Annotated in this window: 18 protein-coding genes; 9 read left to right on the top strand and 9 right to left on the bottom strand. The window is 55.6% G+C overall.

Translation table 11 applies throughout. The features are described 5' to 3' along the window. The 6 genes from ACOVRA_RS04400 to coxB all read right to left on the bottom strand — a co-directional run. Nucleotides 1-526: cytochrome c oxidase subunit 3 (locus ACOVRA_RS04400; RefSeq protein ID WP_421719236.1), on the bottom strand; the 526-nt coding region annotated here is incomplete at its 3' end. Nucleotides 527-646: 120 nt separating this feature from the next. Beyond that, complete coding sequence (locus tag ACOVRA_RS04395) at nt 647-1228, bottom strand: cytochrome c oxidase assembly protein (protein ID WP_290808339.1); 582 nt, start codon at nt 1226-1228, stop codon at nt 647-649. 11 nt (nt 1229-1239) lie between these two features. Continuing rightward, on the bottom strand, nt 1240-1389 hold the full coding sequence (locus ACOVRA_RS04390; protein WP_290808342.1) for a hypothetical protein: 150 nt from the start codon (nt 1387-1389) through the stop codon (nt 1240-1242). 73 nt (nt 1390-1462) lie between these two features. Beyond that, entirely contained in the window at nt 1463-2467 is a 1005-nt protein-coding gene (locus ACOVRA_RS04385; protein ID WP_421719235.1) for a heme o synthase, read from the bottom strand. A 77-nt stretch (nt 2468-2544) separates the two neighbouring features. After that, nucleotides 2545-4185, bottom strand: a complete 1641-nt coding sequence (ctaD, locus tag ACOVRA_RS04380; protein WP_298231141.1) for a cytochrome c oxidase subunit I — start codon at nt 4183-4185, stop codon at nt 2545-2547. A 56-nt stretch (nt 4186-4241) separates the two neighbouring features. Further along, on the bottom strand, nt 4242-5108 hold the full coding sequence (gene coxB / locus ACOVRA_RS04375; RefSeq protein WP_421719234.1) for a cytochrome c oxidase subunit II: 867 nt from the start codon (nt 5106-5108) through the stop codon (nt 4242-4244). 409 nt (nt 5109-5517) lie between these two features. Between coxB and tldD the strand changes: the two genes are divergently transcribed. The 6 genes from tldD to ACOVRA_RS04345 all read left to right on the top strand — a co-directional run bounded on the left by tldD (nt 5518) and on the right by ACOVRA_RS04345 (nt 9827). Beyond that, entirely contained in the window at nt 5518-6948 is a 1431-nt protein-coding gene (gene tldD / locus ACOVRA_RS04370) for a metalloprotease TldD (protein WP_290808350.1), read from the top strand. A 169-nt stretch (nt 6949-7117) separates the two neighbouring features. Beyond that, a complete protein-coding gene (locus ACOVRA_RS04365; protein ID WP_421719237.1) occupies nt 7118-7411 on the top strand; it encodes a BrnT family toxin in 294 nt (97 codons plus the stop codon). Then, nucleotides 7356-7631, top strand: a complete 276-nt coding sequence (locus tag ACOVRA_RS04360) for a hypothetical protein (protein WP_421719233.1) — start codon at nt 7356-7358, stop codon at nt 7629-7631. Before ACOVRA_RS04365 ends, ACOVRA_RS04360 begins: the two co-directional genes overlap by 56 nt. Before the next feature lie 107 nt (nt 7632-7738). After that, nucleotides 7739-8164 (top strand): hypothetical protein, encoded by a 426-nt coding sequence (locus ACOVRA_RS04355; protein ID WP_421719232.1) that lies wholly within the window; start codon nt 7739-7741, stop codon nt 8162-8164. Between the two features lie 115 nt (nt 8165-8279). Further along, the gene (locus ACOVRA_RS04350) at nt 8280-9104 is read left to right on the top strand and encodes a mechanosensitive ion channel family protein (protein ID WP_421719231.1); all 825 of its coding nucleotides are present in this window, start codon (nt 8280-8282) and stop codon (nt 9102-9104) included. 21 nt (nt 9105-9125) lie between these two features. Beyond that, entirely contained in the window at nt 9126-9827 is a 702-nt protein-coding gene (locus ACOVRA_RS04345) for an isochorismatase family protein (RefSeq protein WP_421719230.1), read from the top strand. A 265-nt stretch (nt 9828-10092) separates the two neighbouring features. Here ACOVRA_RS04345 and ACOVRA_RS04340 read toward each other — a convergent pair whose 3' ends face one another. After that, on the bottom strand, nt 10093-10455 hold the full coding sequence (locus tag ACOVRA_RS04340) for a hypothetical protein (protein WP_421719229.1): 363 nt from the start codon (nt 10453-10455) through the stop codon (nt 10093-10095). Nucleotides 10456-10478: 23 nt separating this feature from the next. Further along, nucleotides 10479-12278: a DUF885 domain-containing protein gene (locus ACOVRA_RS04335; protein ID WP_421719228.1), complete on the bottom strand. Its 1800-nt coding sequence runs from the start codon at nt 12276-12278 to the stop codon at nt 10479-10481. A 254-nt stretch (nt 12279-12532) separates the two neighbouring features. Here ACOVRA_RS04335 and ACOVRA_RS04330 point away from each other — a divergent pair, with 254 nt between their 5' ends. The 3 genes from ACOVRA_RS04330 to ACOVRA_RS04320 all read left to right on the top strand — a co-directional run bounded on the left by ACOVRA_RS04330 (nt 12533) and on the right by ACOVRA_RS04320 (nt 14492). Next, a complete protein-coding gene (locus ACOVRA_RS04330) occupies nt 12533-13468 on the top strand; it encodes a polysaccharide deacetylase family protein (protein WP_421719227.1) in 936 nt (311 codons plus the stop codon). After that, a complete protein-coding gene (locus tag ACOVRA_RS04325) occupies nt 13468-13980 on the top strand; it encodes a GNAT family N-acetyltransferase (protein ID WP_421719226.1) in 513 nt (170 codons plus the stop codon). The genes ACOVRA_RS04330 and ACOVRA_RS04325 overlap by 1 nt, the downstream gene beginning before the upstream one ends. 92 nt (nt 13981-14072) lie before the next feature. Continuing rightward, a complete protein-coding gene (locus ACOVRA_RS04320) occupies nt 14073-14492 on the top strand; it encodes a hypothetical protein (protein ID WP_421719225.1) in 420 nt (139 codons plus the stop codon). A gap of 14 nt (nt 14493-14506) precedes the next feature. Here ACOVRA_RS04320 and ACOVRA_RS04315 read toward each other — a convergent pair whose 3' ends face one another. Beyond that, nucleotides 14507-14851 carry a DUF2794 domain-containing protein gene (locus tag ACOVRA_RS04315; protein ID WP_421719224.1) on the bottom strand — a complete coding sequence of 115 codons (345 nt, stop codon included), beginning with the start codon at nt 14849-14851 and terminating at the stop codon, nt 14507-14509. Between the last annotated feature and the right edge of the window lie 57 nt (nt 14852-14908).

Genomic DNA, 14908 nt, shown 5'->3' with positions numbered 1-14908 from the left:
CAAACAAGCCGACTTCAAAGAACATCCAGAACCAAGCCACGAAGAACATGACTTCTGAAGCAATGAACAGGATCATGCCATAACGCAGGCCAATGCCGACGACAGGCGTATGATCGCCCTTGTGGCTTTCCTTGATCACATCGCCCCACCAGGAAGCCATGCAATAAAGGGTAAAGAGGAAGCCACCGACCAGAAGGATCGGGTCGCCCTTGCCCAATAGCCAATACCATTGCTGCGACGTTTTGAAGTCGGCGATGGTTTTGGCTTGCAAAGCAGGATCAAGGCCTTGGAAGCCCGCATTGGCTTGCAGGCCCGCTTCAACGGCTTTCCAACCGCCAGCTAAGGCAGCCTTGGCAGCTTCTTCATTGGCGAAATAGCCTTGGATGACCGACAATGGGTCATCAACGAAGCCCTTCATGAAGATAACGGCACCAACGGCCAGAATGAAAAGTGCCAGTGACGATACAACCGGCCAAGGGCTCGGCTCTACGAGGTGGTAATCATGTTTTACGGCGGCGTGACCCATGTTTTGGCCCTGTACTATGTCCCGACGCTATAGGCGCGGGAATCCCCAAGTTCATCTAGTCGTTTAGCGCGTTCTTGCCGAAAGAGGCAACCACAGAAAGCCGTTTTACTTCAGCTTCCTTCACTGTCTTGTCACCGGGGCATCCGCGCCACCAGCTTGTGCTTGTTCGATCCGTTTATCGCCTGCTTCAAAAAACGTGTAAGACAGGGTGACTTCTGTGACTTCATCGACATTGCGGTCGGTAGCCAGAGACGGATCGACATAGAAGATCACTGGCAATTCCATGCTTTCGCCCGGCTGCAGCGTGCGGTCTTGGAAGCAAAAGCATTCTAGCTTTTGGAAATAGGGGCCGACCTTATGTGGCGTAACATTATAGGTCGCGACCGCTGTAACGGGCCGATTGGACTCATTTTTGACCGTGTAGAAGGCCAGGCCATTCTCGCCGAGCTTTAGCGACACAACAGGCTTTTCGGGCTTAAACGACCAAGGCACGCCGGGCGCTACATTGGCGTCAAAGCGCACTTGAATGGTGCGGTTCAGGACTTTGCTGGCAGCTTCTGTGGCGACTTGCGTGGTGCCGCCATAGCCTGTGACCTGGCAAAACAGCTGATAAAGCGGCACTGCGGCATAAGAGGCACCCAGCATGGCCAAAGGTACGAGACCTGCGATCAAGCCGAAACGTGCTGTCTTGGTCATTGCCATTTAGCGCGCTCCTAAAAGGGCTTGTTGAGCGCATGGCCTTGGAGGCGGACCATGGTGACCAGAAACACAATGGCGACAAAGCCAAAGAGGCAAATCGCAATCGCCAGACTGCGGCGATTACGGGCAGCGATTGGGTCGAGGGGCGTCTTGTCGTTCATCATACGTGCCTTCAAAACCTGTGAAAAAGTCTCAGTCGTGGAACAACCCTGTGGCGCTTAACGTAAGGCCAAAGCCTCAGCCGAACAGGGGTGTATGCAGGCCGAACCCATGTTCGACCAGCAATGCGGCAAACAGCGCCGTCAAGTAAAGTAACGAAAAGGCGAAGAGGTCGCGAGCAGGACGGTTGTCGATCTGCTTATCGGAATAAAGCGCACGGCCCTCTTCCCGACCATCGGCATCGCCAGCGCGCGAACGATAAACCCGCCAAGCCAGCAGCAGGAAGACCAGCCCTGTCGAGACCGACACCCAAGCGTAAATCTGACCACCAAGACCCGTCCAGACTGGAAGAACACCCACGATCACCAAGGCGATCGAATAGAGGAAAATCTGCAAGCGGGTTGAGGCTGGGCCTTTGGCCACTGGCATCATTGGCACATTGGCCGAGGCATAGTCGCCCGCCTTATACAAGGCCAAAGCCCAAGAGTGGGGCGGGGTCCAGAAGAAGATGATACCGACCAAGAGCCACGCGTCCAAAGGCATGTCGCCAGTTGCAGCGGCCCAAGCCACCAAAGGCGGCAACGCCCCTGCAAGGCCACCAATCACGATGTTTTGCGGGGTCGAGCGCTTGAGCCACATGGAATAAACCACGGCATAGAAAAAGATGGTGAAGGCGAGCAGGCTTGCGGCCAAATAGCCCTTCGCGGTCAAGGCTAAGAGCAAGACCGACAAAATGCTCATCACAATGCCCATGGCCAAGGCTTCGTCCTTATGGACAAGGCCAGCTGGCACAGGGCGCATGCGCGTACGCTTCATCAGGCCGTCAATATCGGCATCATACCACATATTCAGCGCGCCTGCCGCCCCGGCCCCCATCGCAATGGCAAAAATCGCCAAAGCCCCAAGGATCGGGTTGTGGCCACCCGGTGCACAGACATAGCCGACCACCGCCGTGAAGATCACCAGCGACATCACGCGCGGCTTCATCAGGTCGAGATAATCCTTCCAGTCGGCAATACGCCGTTTGGGCTGAACGTCACCGGGGTTTTGGCCGGGCAGATTTTGAGCGGGGATTTCGGTCATGATGGCTTTCTACGAAACACGCCCCCGAAGAGGACCTTCGGGAGCGTGTAAAGTCCGGTTAAGTACCGAGGTTAGGATCAGTGGTGATCTTTTGCCTCAATCTTGGGAAGTTCCGAGAATTGGTGGAATGGCGGAGGCGACGACAAGGTCCACTCCAAAGTGGTGGCCGCTGGACCCCATGGGTTTGCGCCCGCAGGACGACGACGCAGCACGAACATATCCAGCAACATGATGAAGAAGATGCCCATACCAGCAATGGTGATGAAATAGCCGTAGGACGAGATCATGTTGAAGTAAGCGAATGCTTCTGGGTAATCCACATAGCGACGTGGCATGCCTTGCAGACCCAAGAAGTGTTGCGGGAAGAAGATCAAGTTCACGCCCACAAACATCACCCAGAAGTGCAGATTACCCAACACTTCGGAATATTTCAGGCCGCTCATCTTCGGGATCCAGTAGTAGAAGCCCGCAAAGATCGCGAACACCGCACCCAAAGACAACACATAGTGGAAGTGTGCCACCACATAATAGGTGTCGTGCAACACAGTATCCACACCGGCATTGGCCAGAACAACCCCGGTTACACCACCGACGGTGAACAGGAAGATGAAGCCAATCGCCCAAAGCATGGGGGTTTTGAAGTCGATGGAGCCGCCCCACATGGTCGCAATCCACGAGAAGATCTTAATGCCGGTTGGCACCGCGATAATCATGGTTGCAGCCACGAAATAGGCTTTCAAATCAACGTCCATACCGACTGTATACATGTGGTGCGCCCACACGATGAAGCCGATGAAGCCGATGGCCACCATGGCATAAGCCATTGCGAGATAGCCGAACACAGGCTTGTTCGAGAAGGTCGAAACCACGTGGCTGATGATGCCAAAGCCTGGCAAGATCAGAATGTAGACTTCTGGGTGACCGAAGAACCAGAACAAGTGCTGGTACATGATGGGGTCGCCGCCTTGGGCAGGGTCAAAGAAGCCCGTGCCAAAGTTACGGTCGGTCAGCAACATGGTGATGGCACCAGCCAGAACCGGCAAGGACAACAACAACAGCCAAACGGTGACCAAAACCGACCACACGAACAGCGGCATCTTGTGCAAGGTCATGCCAGGCGCACGCATGTTGAAGATGGTGGTGATGAAGTTGATCGCGCCGAGGATCGAGCTGATACCAGCAATGTGGAGCGACAGGATCAACAAGTCCATCGACGGACCATTATGGCCCGAAGTCGACAAAGGTGGATAAAGCACCCAACCACCGCCGAAGCCAGGATCTGCACCTTGGCCGGGGACGACCATGGAGAGTGCACCCAGAGCAAAGGAGAATGGCAACAGCCAGAAGGAGATGTTGTTCATCCGTGGGAAGGCCATGTCTGGCGCGCCGATTTGCAGCGGCACGAACCAGTTGCCAAAGCCGCCGATCATGGCAGGCATAACCATGAAGAAGATCATGATCAGGCCGTGCATGGTGACAACCACGTTGTAATTATGGGCATTGCCCCAAGGGCCTTGCGCAGTTGGGTCGCCGGCGACGCCGAAATATTGCAGGCCGGGTTCCATCAACTCCATCCGGATCATGCCGGACAGCGCGCCACCAAAGATCCCTGCGAAAATCGCGAAGACCAGATACATGGTGCCAATGTCTTTGTGGTTGGTCGACAACAGCCAACGCATGGGATTGAAGACCGATGGGCGGTCGCTCAAGTCCGCCATCGCGGGGGCTTCAAGATGAGCAGCAGTGCTTGCCATGTTCAGTATGTCCCTGAGATTTAATTGGCTTGGGCCGAAGCGGCCGTGGAAGTTGGGGTAGCCGCGAACTGGGCGGCTGCAGGATTGGTCGAGCCAGCATCAGCCGACTTTTGCGAGGCAATCCACGCATCAAATTCAGCCTGAGGTACGGCTTTGATTTCGATTGGCATGTAAGCGTGCTTCACGCCGCAGATTTCAGAGCACTGGCCATAATAGAGGCCGGGCTTATCCACGCGGAACCAAGCTTCATTCAAACGGCCAGGAACAGCATCCATTTTCACGCCAAACGATGGCATGGCCCAAGAGTGGATCACGTCAGATGCGGTGATCTGCACGCGAACAACTTTGCCAACGGGGACGACGACTGCATTGTCCGTGCCCAAGAGGTAGGGCTTGCCAGCGGCTTTCGCCTCGTCCTGCGGCAACATGTTGGCGTCAAAGCCGACACCTTCCGCATCGGCATATTCATAGCTCCAATACCATTGGTGCCCGGTGACCTTCAATGTCATGTCGTACTTCGCAGGTGTTTGGTCTTCTTTGTACAACAATGGGAACGAGAAGGCCGAAATACCAACCAAGATCAAAACGGGGATCAAGGTCCACACAATTTCGATCGTGGTATTGTGCGTGAACTTCGCAGGCACTGGATTTGCCTGCTTGTTAAAGCGGATGACGCAATAAGCCAGAAGACCCGCCACAAACAGCGAGATCAGAACGATGATCGGCAACAGGATCGCATCATGAAAGAAAGTGATGTCCCGTGCGACTTCCGTAACTGGAGCCTGGAGTGAATAGCCCTTATCGACGGGCTGATCTGCCCAAGCAAACCCAGCGGCCGATGCCGCAGTGATCAATCCAGCCAATCCTGCCGATTGCCAACGACGCATATGATGCTCCCCTTAACCACGTCAAACCACATGACGTGGCCTCATCGAACCGAAATAGCTCTCTGAGACCATTTGTCACGCGCGTCGATGTGTACAAATTGTCGCAGGGCAACAAAGAGTCGCCCTAATCAAACAAGGCCATAACACGCCTAGGCGGCGGGGGGAAAGTGGGGCGACACATTGGAAACACCATGCTTTTCAGTAAGCCCTGAGGTGCCTTTACGGTAGGCGAGCCGCTCGCTTTGGTTTCATTCGCCCAGCTTAAACGCGGAAAATTGCTAAATTCGGCTCAAGACAAAAGGAATTGCGATAAACGCGATGCCCGACGAGGCAGTCGGGTTGGCTGTATCCCTCGTTTGCATTGCCGCCAACACTGCTTAAGTCTTAAGTCGTGTTGGAAGGAATACCCATGACTGAGCAGACGATTGAGCAAACCCTAGCCCCCCTTTCGGAATTGGCCCTAGCTGCTGGCTCGGAAGCGGTCTTGAAAGAAGCTCTTCACCATGCCGATGATGGGGAATTATTCCTGGAGCGCGCCCGTGGCGAAAGCTTTTTGTGGGATGATGGTCGTTTAAAATCAGCATCTTATGATTCAGATGAGGGTTTTGGTTTGCGGGTGGTTGCTGGTGAAGCCGCTGGTTACGCCCATGCGAACGAATTATCCAACGCCTCGCTTAAGCGGGCTGCGGCCGCCGCTAGCATCGCCAAACGCGGCCATTCTGGCACGCTGGCAGAAGCCCCGGCCCGCACCAATGCAAAGCTCTACAGCGACAGCGATCCGCTTTCTGCGCCCAGCTTTGAAGCCAAAATCGCGACCTTGGCCGAGATTGACGCCTATGTGCGGGCCAAGGACTCACGAGTTGTTCAAGTTTCTGTGTCGCTGGCCGCTTCCCGCAAAGAAATCGCCATTGTGCGCCTCGATGGTGACGTGCGCACCGACACCCGGCCTTTGGTGCGCGTCAATGTCTCTGTCACCGCTGAAAAAGATGGTCGGCGCGAAAATGGCTCAGCGGGTGCCGGTGGCCGAGCCGATTATGCGCAATGGATCGAAGAGGGACATCTCAAAGCTCTCGCCGATGAAGCGCTACGCGTCGCCTTGGTCAATCTGGACGCGATCCCCGCCCCCGCTGGCGAAATGGATGTGGTTTTAGGCCCTGGGTGGCCCGGTATCCTCTTGCATGAAGCGGTAGGTCATGGGCTTGAAGGCGATTTTAACCGCAAGGGCACCTCGGCTTTTGCTGGCATGATTGGCCAGCGCGTCGCCTCGCCCGGCGTCACCGTTGTCGATGATGGCACTTTGGCCAACCGCCGAGGTTCTTTAACCATTGATGACGAAGGCACACCAACCCAGCGCACCGTTCTGATCGAAGACGGCATTCTGGTCGGCTATCTGCAAGATCGGATGAATGCACGCCTGATGGGCGTTGCGCCCACCGGCAATGGCCGCCGCGAAAGCTATGCCCACAGCCCCATGCCGCGCATGACCAATACGACGATGGAATCCGGCTCGATGGACCCGGCTGAGATTGTCGCCAGCCTCAAGCGCGGCATTTATGCCACCAATTTTGGTGGTGGCTCGGTCGACATCACCTCTGGCAAGTTCGTCTTCCAATGTACTGAGGCCTATCTGGTTGAGAATGGGAAGATTATTGCGCCCGTCAAAGGTGCCAGCCTGATTGGTGACGGCCCAACCTCGCTCACCAAAATCTCGATGATTGGCAATGATGCGGCGCTGGATAATGGTGTCGGCACTTGCGGCAAGGCCGGCCAATCCGTCCCCGTCGGCGTCGGCCAACCCACCTTGCGCATCGGCGGCCTAACCGTTGGCGGCGCGGGGTGAGATTTGACTTGATTTGTGTACACAAAATGTGTATGGATTATTTTGACGGCGTTTAGTCTGTATCCCATCAGCCAAAGGCCATGCTGATGGGTCAGCGTAACCAATTGTGCGGCCACACGGGGGTCAATTTGTCACCTTGGCGAGAAGACCGGCACTTACGGTTACGCCGATGGAATTTGAGTGGGATGACGAGAAATACCGACTGAATCTGAACAAGCATGGCGTAGATTTCGTCGATGCTATTCTAATCTTTGAGAATGATGTCCTATCTGCTGTCGATCGGCGACGCGATTATGGTGAAGTACGCGTTCGATCGATTGGCTTAGTAGACGATGATTGTTTTGTCGTCGTCCATACCCAACGCGGCAATTCATTGCGCCTAATAAGCGCTTGGAAAGGTGGAGCGGATGAGCGTGAACTCTTTCGTGCGTATGTCTCTGGAAGCGGCACGAGCCAAACGTGATCGTGGCGAAACCCGAACACGCGAAGACGCACCCATTGGCCCCTCCCTCGGCCCCGACTTCTGGGCGGATGCCGTCTTGGTTGAACCGCAGGGTCGGAAATCCGTGCATTTACGCCTGCAAGCAGAGGTCTATGACTTCTTCGTCGCGCAAAGTGGTGGCAAGGGACATATCAAGAAAATGCAGCAAGTCCTCAAAGCTTATGTGGATGCCCACAAGTAAGGTGGCATTTGGTGGAAGTTTTGCCTGTGTCATCAAGCCGTCGTGCCATGGCCTTAAGGCGGTTTTGCCCGTAAACTAACGGCGCTTTCACTTTGAGGAGAAGCCAAATGTCGTTTAATGTTCAAGAATTACTCACCAAAGTCGGCGGTGCCGATTTCCTCAAAACCCTCGGCGACAAAGTCGGCCTTGAAGCCGAACGCGCCCAAAGCCTAGCGGCTGACCTGTTGGCCCATGCCAAGGAAAGCGGTGGCGATATCATGGGTTCTGCCCAGATCATCGCAGAAAAAACCGGCCTGCCGCTGGAGCAAGTGCAAGGTGTGGCCGCAGGCCTCTCCACCAGCCTCAGCGCAAAGGCTGCCGAATTGACAGGAGCGGCGCAAACTTTTGTTGGCGACATGCTAGGCAAGCTGAAAGACACCCCCCTGTCGGGCATGGTCGCCAGCCTCGACAAGGACGGCGATGGCAATCCCGTCAACGACTTGACCGACATGGCCAAGAATGCTTTGGGCGGTCTTTTCGGCTCCAAGAAGTAGCAATTCCGGGTGGGCGCGGCAGATCTCTGTCGCGCTCGCTTGACCCTCCAGCCAAAACCCCGAAATTGGCCTAGGATTTCATCCAAGATGGCGATTTGGCTAGGACCCTCCCCTCATGACCCAGATTGAAACCGATATTTTGCCCACACTCGTCAAGACGGGCATGGAAACCGCCGTCAATCTCGGTTTGAAAGCAATGGGCGCAATTGCCCTTTGGTTCATTGGCCGCTGGGTGATTGGCTTGATCGGTCGGGCCATTACGCGCGCCTTACTTCACAATGCGATGGATCGCACGATCAAGACATGGATCGGCTCCATCGTCACCATTGGCCTCAACATCTTTCTGGTCATCGCGATCCTCAATGTCTTTGGCATTGAGACAACCAGCTTGGCAGCCTTGGTGGCGGCGGCAGGCCTAGCCGTTGGGGCGGCTTGGTCGGGACTATTGGCCAATTTCGCGGCAGGTGTTTTCCTGATCCTGTTTAAGCCATTCAAAGTAGGCGACTTCATTACAGCAGCTGGGGTCACAGGCACGGTTACCGAGATCGGCATGTTTGCGACGACGCTCAATACGCTAGAAAATGTACGCACCATCATTGGCAATAATGCGGTCTCCACCGCCATTATTCAGAATTACTCAGCCAATCCCTATCGGGCGGTAGATTTGCGCGTGCAATTGGCCGCCAGCGTCAGCCCCGATGACGCAATGGCTTTGCTGCTCAAGTCGGTGGCAGCCATTCCCAACGTGATCGCAAACCCGGCACCAGTGATTGAGATCATTGAATTTACAGAATCTGGCCCCAAGCTTTTGGTCCGCCCCTTCTGCCATAATGATCATTATTGGCAGGTGGTGTATGACACGCACAAAGCCATTGCCGCGACCTTTGGCGATGCAGGCTTTCCACAGCCTTCTGTCGCCCGCGCGGTCAAAAACGTCTGACTTAAACCTTAGGAGCATTCCATGGCCCAGCCCCCACTCTCGTTTGAACCAACTATGGTGTGTGAAGACCTGACCGCGCGGCAAATGTATGCGCGGGTTAAGGCCAATCCAAATCGAGCCAAATTTGGCATTGGTGCCAAGCTCGCCATCGTCAATATCGACTTCCAACAGGCCTATACGCGGCCTGATTTATTCCCCAACACCTCTTACGTGACCGATCCGCGTCAGATTGAGCATACCAATCGCATCAGCGCCTTGGCGCGGGCCGCTGGCATGCCCGTCATCTGGACCCGTGTGGCCTATAAGCCTGACGCAGGCGATGCAGGCGTTTGGGGCACGCGCACCAATACGCCCGACAGCTTGCAAAACATCAAATATGAGAGCGAGCGCCACCAGTTCGACCCCCGCTGCGAAATCGATCATAATGTCGACCTTACCTATACCAAGCGGATGCCATCGGCTTTTTTTGAGACCCAACTTGCAAGCTATCTCGTCTGGCATAAGGTCGACACGCTGGTGATCACCGGCGGCTCAACATCGGGCTGCGTGCGTGCCACGGCGGTGGATAGCCTCAGCCACGGCTATCGCTCCATCGTGGTGGAAGAATGTGTGGCCGATAAGCACGAAAGCTATCACTTCGCCAATTTGACGGACTTGTTGTTGAAATATGCCGATGTGGTGGGCGTCGCGGAGATTGACGCCTGGTTTGCTGGGCGGGGGTGAGGGTCCACCGAGACTAAGTTCTCTCCCCTTTGCATAAGGAACACTTGGAACGGCTCTACGCCTCGCTGTGCTCGCATCAGAGCCGTCGGACCATTCTTGTTGCGAAAGCTGGGGGGTCAAGGGGCGCGCTTCGCGCGTCGACGAAGTCGATTTTACCCCTTGACGCCCCATCTTGCGCGCTGACAATCGACTTTAGCCTTTGCCAAGGCACAGCCTGCGGCAAAGGCGTTCTGAGTTAGAAGGGCCTCAAACAGCACAGATCTTCTTACTGCTTGGTGTCTCTTATCAAGTCTTCAAGTTCAAAGCCCAGCGAACGACCATCATGTACGGAACCGTCCTTGAAAGTGTAATAGGCCTTTCGGATGATCTCATGCATTTGCTCTCTCGCTTGAGCATGACGTTCTTTCCGGAACACCAAATCAACACCCGCATGTAGCTGATAGATGGTGCTCTCCAAAGTTTGTTGCATATACTCTGGAGCGTCATCTAAGCGAAAAAAAGAACTCGGTGCCCCCAAAACTAAAGAGGCCTGCACTTCCAAAATTTGCCCCTTCGTAATCGGTAAGTAGGGCTCAAATTGGAGTTTGGGCAAGTATTTGTATGAAACTGACACTTTATCAACTCCCAAAGTTCAACTCCTAGACGGGCCCCTCACCCAATCGCCTCATCCAACAACAAAGCGCGGGCATAGCGCACAGGCGGTGAGCCGAAGCCCAATATCCCATCATGATAAGCCTTAAGCTTAAAGGCCGCGCCTTGCTTGGCCTTGGCGGCGGCGCGGGCTTCCATATGCTCCGAGAATCCGACGAAATAGGTGGATAGCTGGGTGACGGATAATTGCGCGCGCCGCCATTTGCCGGCGGCTTCGCGTTCTTCTTGAAAAGCCGTTTCGGTCAGGAAAGTCATGACTTGGGCTTCACTCCAGCCATCGACATGAATGCCTTGGTCGATGATCGCATTAGTGATGGTGCGCAACAGCACTTTCAATTGGGTCAAGCGATAAAGCGGATCATCGGCCATAAAGCCTTCTTCGACCATCACCGTCTCGGCATAGACCGCCCAGCCTTCCACAAAGCTGCCCGAGCTTAAAACGGCGCGCAGGACGGAGGGGTAGGAATTGGCGTGGAAAATCTGGACATAATGGCCGGGCATGGCTTCGTGGACCGCAATGTCTTGAATGCCCCGACGATTATATTCGCGGGTAAACGAGATGGCTTGTTCTTCGGTCCAGTCGTCGGGGATCGGCGAGACGGCATAGAAAGTATCCAAGTGCTTTTCCAGCGGGCCCGGACTATCGCAATAAGCAACTGAGAAGCCGCGCTGGAATTCCGGCATCAGGATGATGCGGACAGGTCCATTCGGCAAAGTGATCAAATCCTTTTGCGCCACAAATTTGCGCGCAATTTCGGTGGCTTCGGTGGCTACTTCCACCAATTTGTTCCGCGCAGGTCGATCTGCTGCGGCCAGATCAAGGGCGGCACGAATGGCCTTTTGCTGTTCTGCTGGGCTGGGGTTTTGGGGCAAAGGCGGGGCATCAGGCCGCCCGGTCAGGGCTTGCACCGAAACGGCATACATATCAGAGCGCACGTCGCGCACCGCTTGCTCTGCCCGACGACGTATCTCTTGCCGCGATAAGGGCGATAGAAGCGTATAGGCCAATTGCTTGTCAAAGCGGGCGGCACCCGCACGGAAGTCTGCTTTAGCAGCCGGCACCAAAGTCTGATCGATCCAGCTTTGGTGCGTATCGACAGCGGTGAGGAAATCCCTGATTGCCGCATTGAGCGCGTCAAGCTCTACGCCTTTAAGCGCGCCCTTCGCAGGCTCAATCATATCGGTGATGATAGACTTCAAACCCTGATTTTGCGCGGCATAGGTCACAGCATGGGGGGTCGGCACGCGCGCGGGGACAAGATTGGCGCGCGCCGTCGCCAAAAAACCCGGCAAAAGTTTCAGGCGCGCGGTCACATGGTTTAAGCGCTGAGGCAGTGGCGCAAAATCACGCGCCATCAACGTATAAAGCGCGCTACCCGCCGCATCTTGCCAAACCAGCGGGTTCCACGCCCAATCTTCCAACGTCTCGCTCGTCCAGATTTGCGCTTCCAGCGCATTGGCCAACAGCGCATGATCAACCTGATTGGCGCGCGACAGGCTTGATTTCGACAGCGCCTTCACACGCGCCAATGTCGCCTTGGCGAAACTCAAAGAGGCGGCACGGCCTTTGGGCGTATAGTCATTCAGCAAATGGTCAAAGCGGTGATCGCCAGTCCAAGTCGCCGAAACAGGACTTAGCCGCATCGATTGGTCGAGCCAGTCCGCAGCAATCTTGGCAAAGTGGGCATCGGCCCCCGTCTGCCCCTTGGCATAGCTGGCGCTTGGCAGAAACGGCACCGCCGCACTGGCCGCCAAAGCCCCTAAAACCGTACGGCGCGAATTCTGACTTGATTGGGGCATGCTTTAGTCTCCCAAGAATTTGTTCTAGGCGGAGTATAGGGGCGTGTTGGACTGGCTGTCATCCCTGAATGATAACCCCTTCACCGCCTTCGGCGGAGCTTCCCCATAAATGGGGAAGCGGCAGGCCGGAAACGCTTCCCCATTTATGGGGAAGCTGTCCCGGAGGGACTGAAGGGGCTACTCCACCTCAATAGCTGAACAAAGGAGGCTGGTTTGCCCTTGCCTTCCCCCAACAGGTCGCGCAAACTTGTGCGATGCACGCCGATCCCAATCTTTACGACGACTGGCCCTATTTAAACCGGCCGAAAATCATCTGGCCCGAGAAGAAGAAGCTGGCCTTCTGGATCGCGCCCAATATTGAATACTATGAATTCATGCCGCCGGTGAACCCAAAGCGGCCGGGCTGGCCAAAGCCTTCGCCCGATGTCGTGGGCTATTCGCAGCGCGATTGGGGCAATCGGGTCGGTCATCAACGGCTGATGGAGATGCTGGACCGGCATGAGTTGCGCGGCTCCATCTCACTCAATGTCGCTATGTGTCAGCATTGCCCAGAAATCATTGAGGCGTGCGTGGAACGTAAGTGGGAGTTTTTCTCGCACGGCATTTATAACACGCGCTATTCCTATGAGATGGATGAGGCCCAAGAGCGCGCGGTGTTGGAGGATTCCATCGCCACCGTTCAGGCCGCTACGGGGCAACGCATTCGCGGCTATTTGGCCCCTGCCCTGACCCATACCGAGCGCACGCTCGACCTCATTGCCGAATATGACTTCTGGTATACCTGCGATCTCTTCCAAGACGACCAACCCCAGCCGATCAAAACCAAAACGGGCAAGCTGATGAGCATGCCCTATTCGCTCGAGGTCAATGACGTCATCACCTATGGCGCGCTCGCCATGAGTGCGGAGCGTTATGCAGACGTCTTGATGCGCCATTTCGACCAATTGCTGGAGGAAGGCGGCGACAGCGGCACCGTGATGTGCATCCCGCTGCATGCCTATCTGGTCAGCCAAAGCCACCGGATCAAAGCGTTTGAGCGGGCCTTGAGCTATATCACCTCGCACAAGGATGAGGTGTGGTTCACCACCGCCGTGGAGATCGCGGGTCATTATCACGAGCATTATTGGGATCAGACCTTGGCCGATATCAAGTCTCGCGGCCTCGCCACGGGTGGGAGAGGTTTTTCTTGATGCAAATCAGGGCGGTGACCGAGGCGCCAGACCCACACCAGTTGGCGGATTTGTGTGCGCTTCTGATCGATGCGGTTGAGGGTGGCGCGTCATTAGGCTTTCTAAAGCCCTTGGACGAAGCACGGGCGAGGACCTATTGGGAAAGCGTGTCCAAAGCGGTCCAAGCGGGCGATAAGGCCTTGTTGGTCGCCGAGATTGAAGGCGCGATCTTGGGCACGGTGCAAGTCGTCCTAGATATGCCGCAGAACCAGCCTCATCGGGGCGAAATCTCGAAAATGATCGTGCACACACGGGTGCGCCAATTGGGCCTTGGTATGCGCTTATTGGAGGCGGCCGAAGATCGGGCACGGCTTGCTGGCAAGTCTCTCTTGATGCTGGACACCCAGACAGGCTCTGCCGCTGAACACCTGTATCGAAAAGCGGGCTATAGCCCCCTGCCGCCCTTGCCAGATTATGCTTTGACGCCCGATGGCGAACTTGCCCCCACGACGATATTTTGGAAGCGGATTTAGCCCCCACCAGAACCTTACCAGCATTTAACTGGCCCGCCACAGAGGCTTCTGGCAGGACTTGGGTGGGACGATCTGAAACTGGGGAAATCAAGATGAAACTCAAATTGGGTGCGGCAGCAGCGCTGGTGCTGGCAAGTGCATTGGGCGGATGCGTCAGCATTAATGTCAATGAGATGGACGAAAAGGTCGACGTGGCCCCAACCCCGTCCGCTCTCATCGGCACATGGGATGTCTCGCTCTATAGCGACCCAAATGCAGAGCCGAGCAAGACCGAATTTGTCGTCACAGAAGTCACAGCCGGGACTTTCAAAGGCACGTTCTATGGCAGCGAGATCCAAAATGGCCGATATACGATTAAGGGAAATGAGATCGTGTTTGCCGGCCGCACCGCCGATTTGTCTGGGGCTTACTGGCATTCCGGCCGCTTGCGCGCCAACGCAATCATTCAGGGGCAAACCCTGTCAGATGGCCGCAATTTCCTGATGGCTTGGACGGCACGGCGGAAGCGCTAGAGTCCCTGCAAACTTTAGGTGCGCACGACTTTCAGTAGTTTGCGCTCCAACACATCCAATGTCGCGGCCAGTTCATGGCCGCGCTTCAAGACTTGGCCAGCGGAGCCCAACACACTCCACTGGCCTTGTTTGGAGGCCAAAGCCGGGCGCTTCTCAATCCGGCACAGCGGGTTCTCGCTAGCCCGGCGAAAGATTGAGAAGGTCACAGCATCAGGACCATCATCAATGGCATAGTCGCGCCATTCACCCGCCATTTGGCCGCGCCCATAGAGGTTAAGGATTACATCAAATTCACGCCGCTCAAACCAGATCTTGGGCGCTCGGCGCGGCAATGGATGGGTGGAAGATTCAAAGCTCATGCCCCCATCTAGGGCCTGTTTGAACGCCCTGACAAGAGGTTGCCTTTATTTACGCGC

The sequence above is a fragment of the Aquidulcibacter sp. genome (genome assembly GCF_049239865.1).
Taxonomy (GTDB): Bacteria; Pseudomonadota; Alphaproteobacteria; order Caulobacterales; family Aquidulcibacteraceae; genus Aquidulcibacter.
This window is presented reverse-complemented; position numbering and strand designations above follow the sequence as displayed.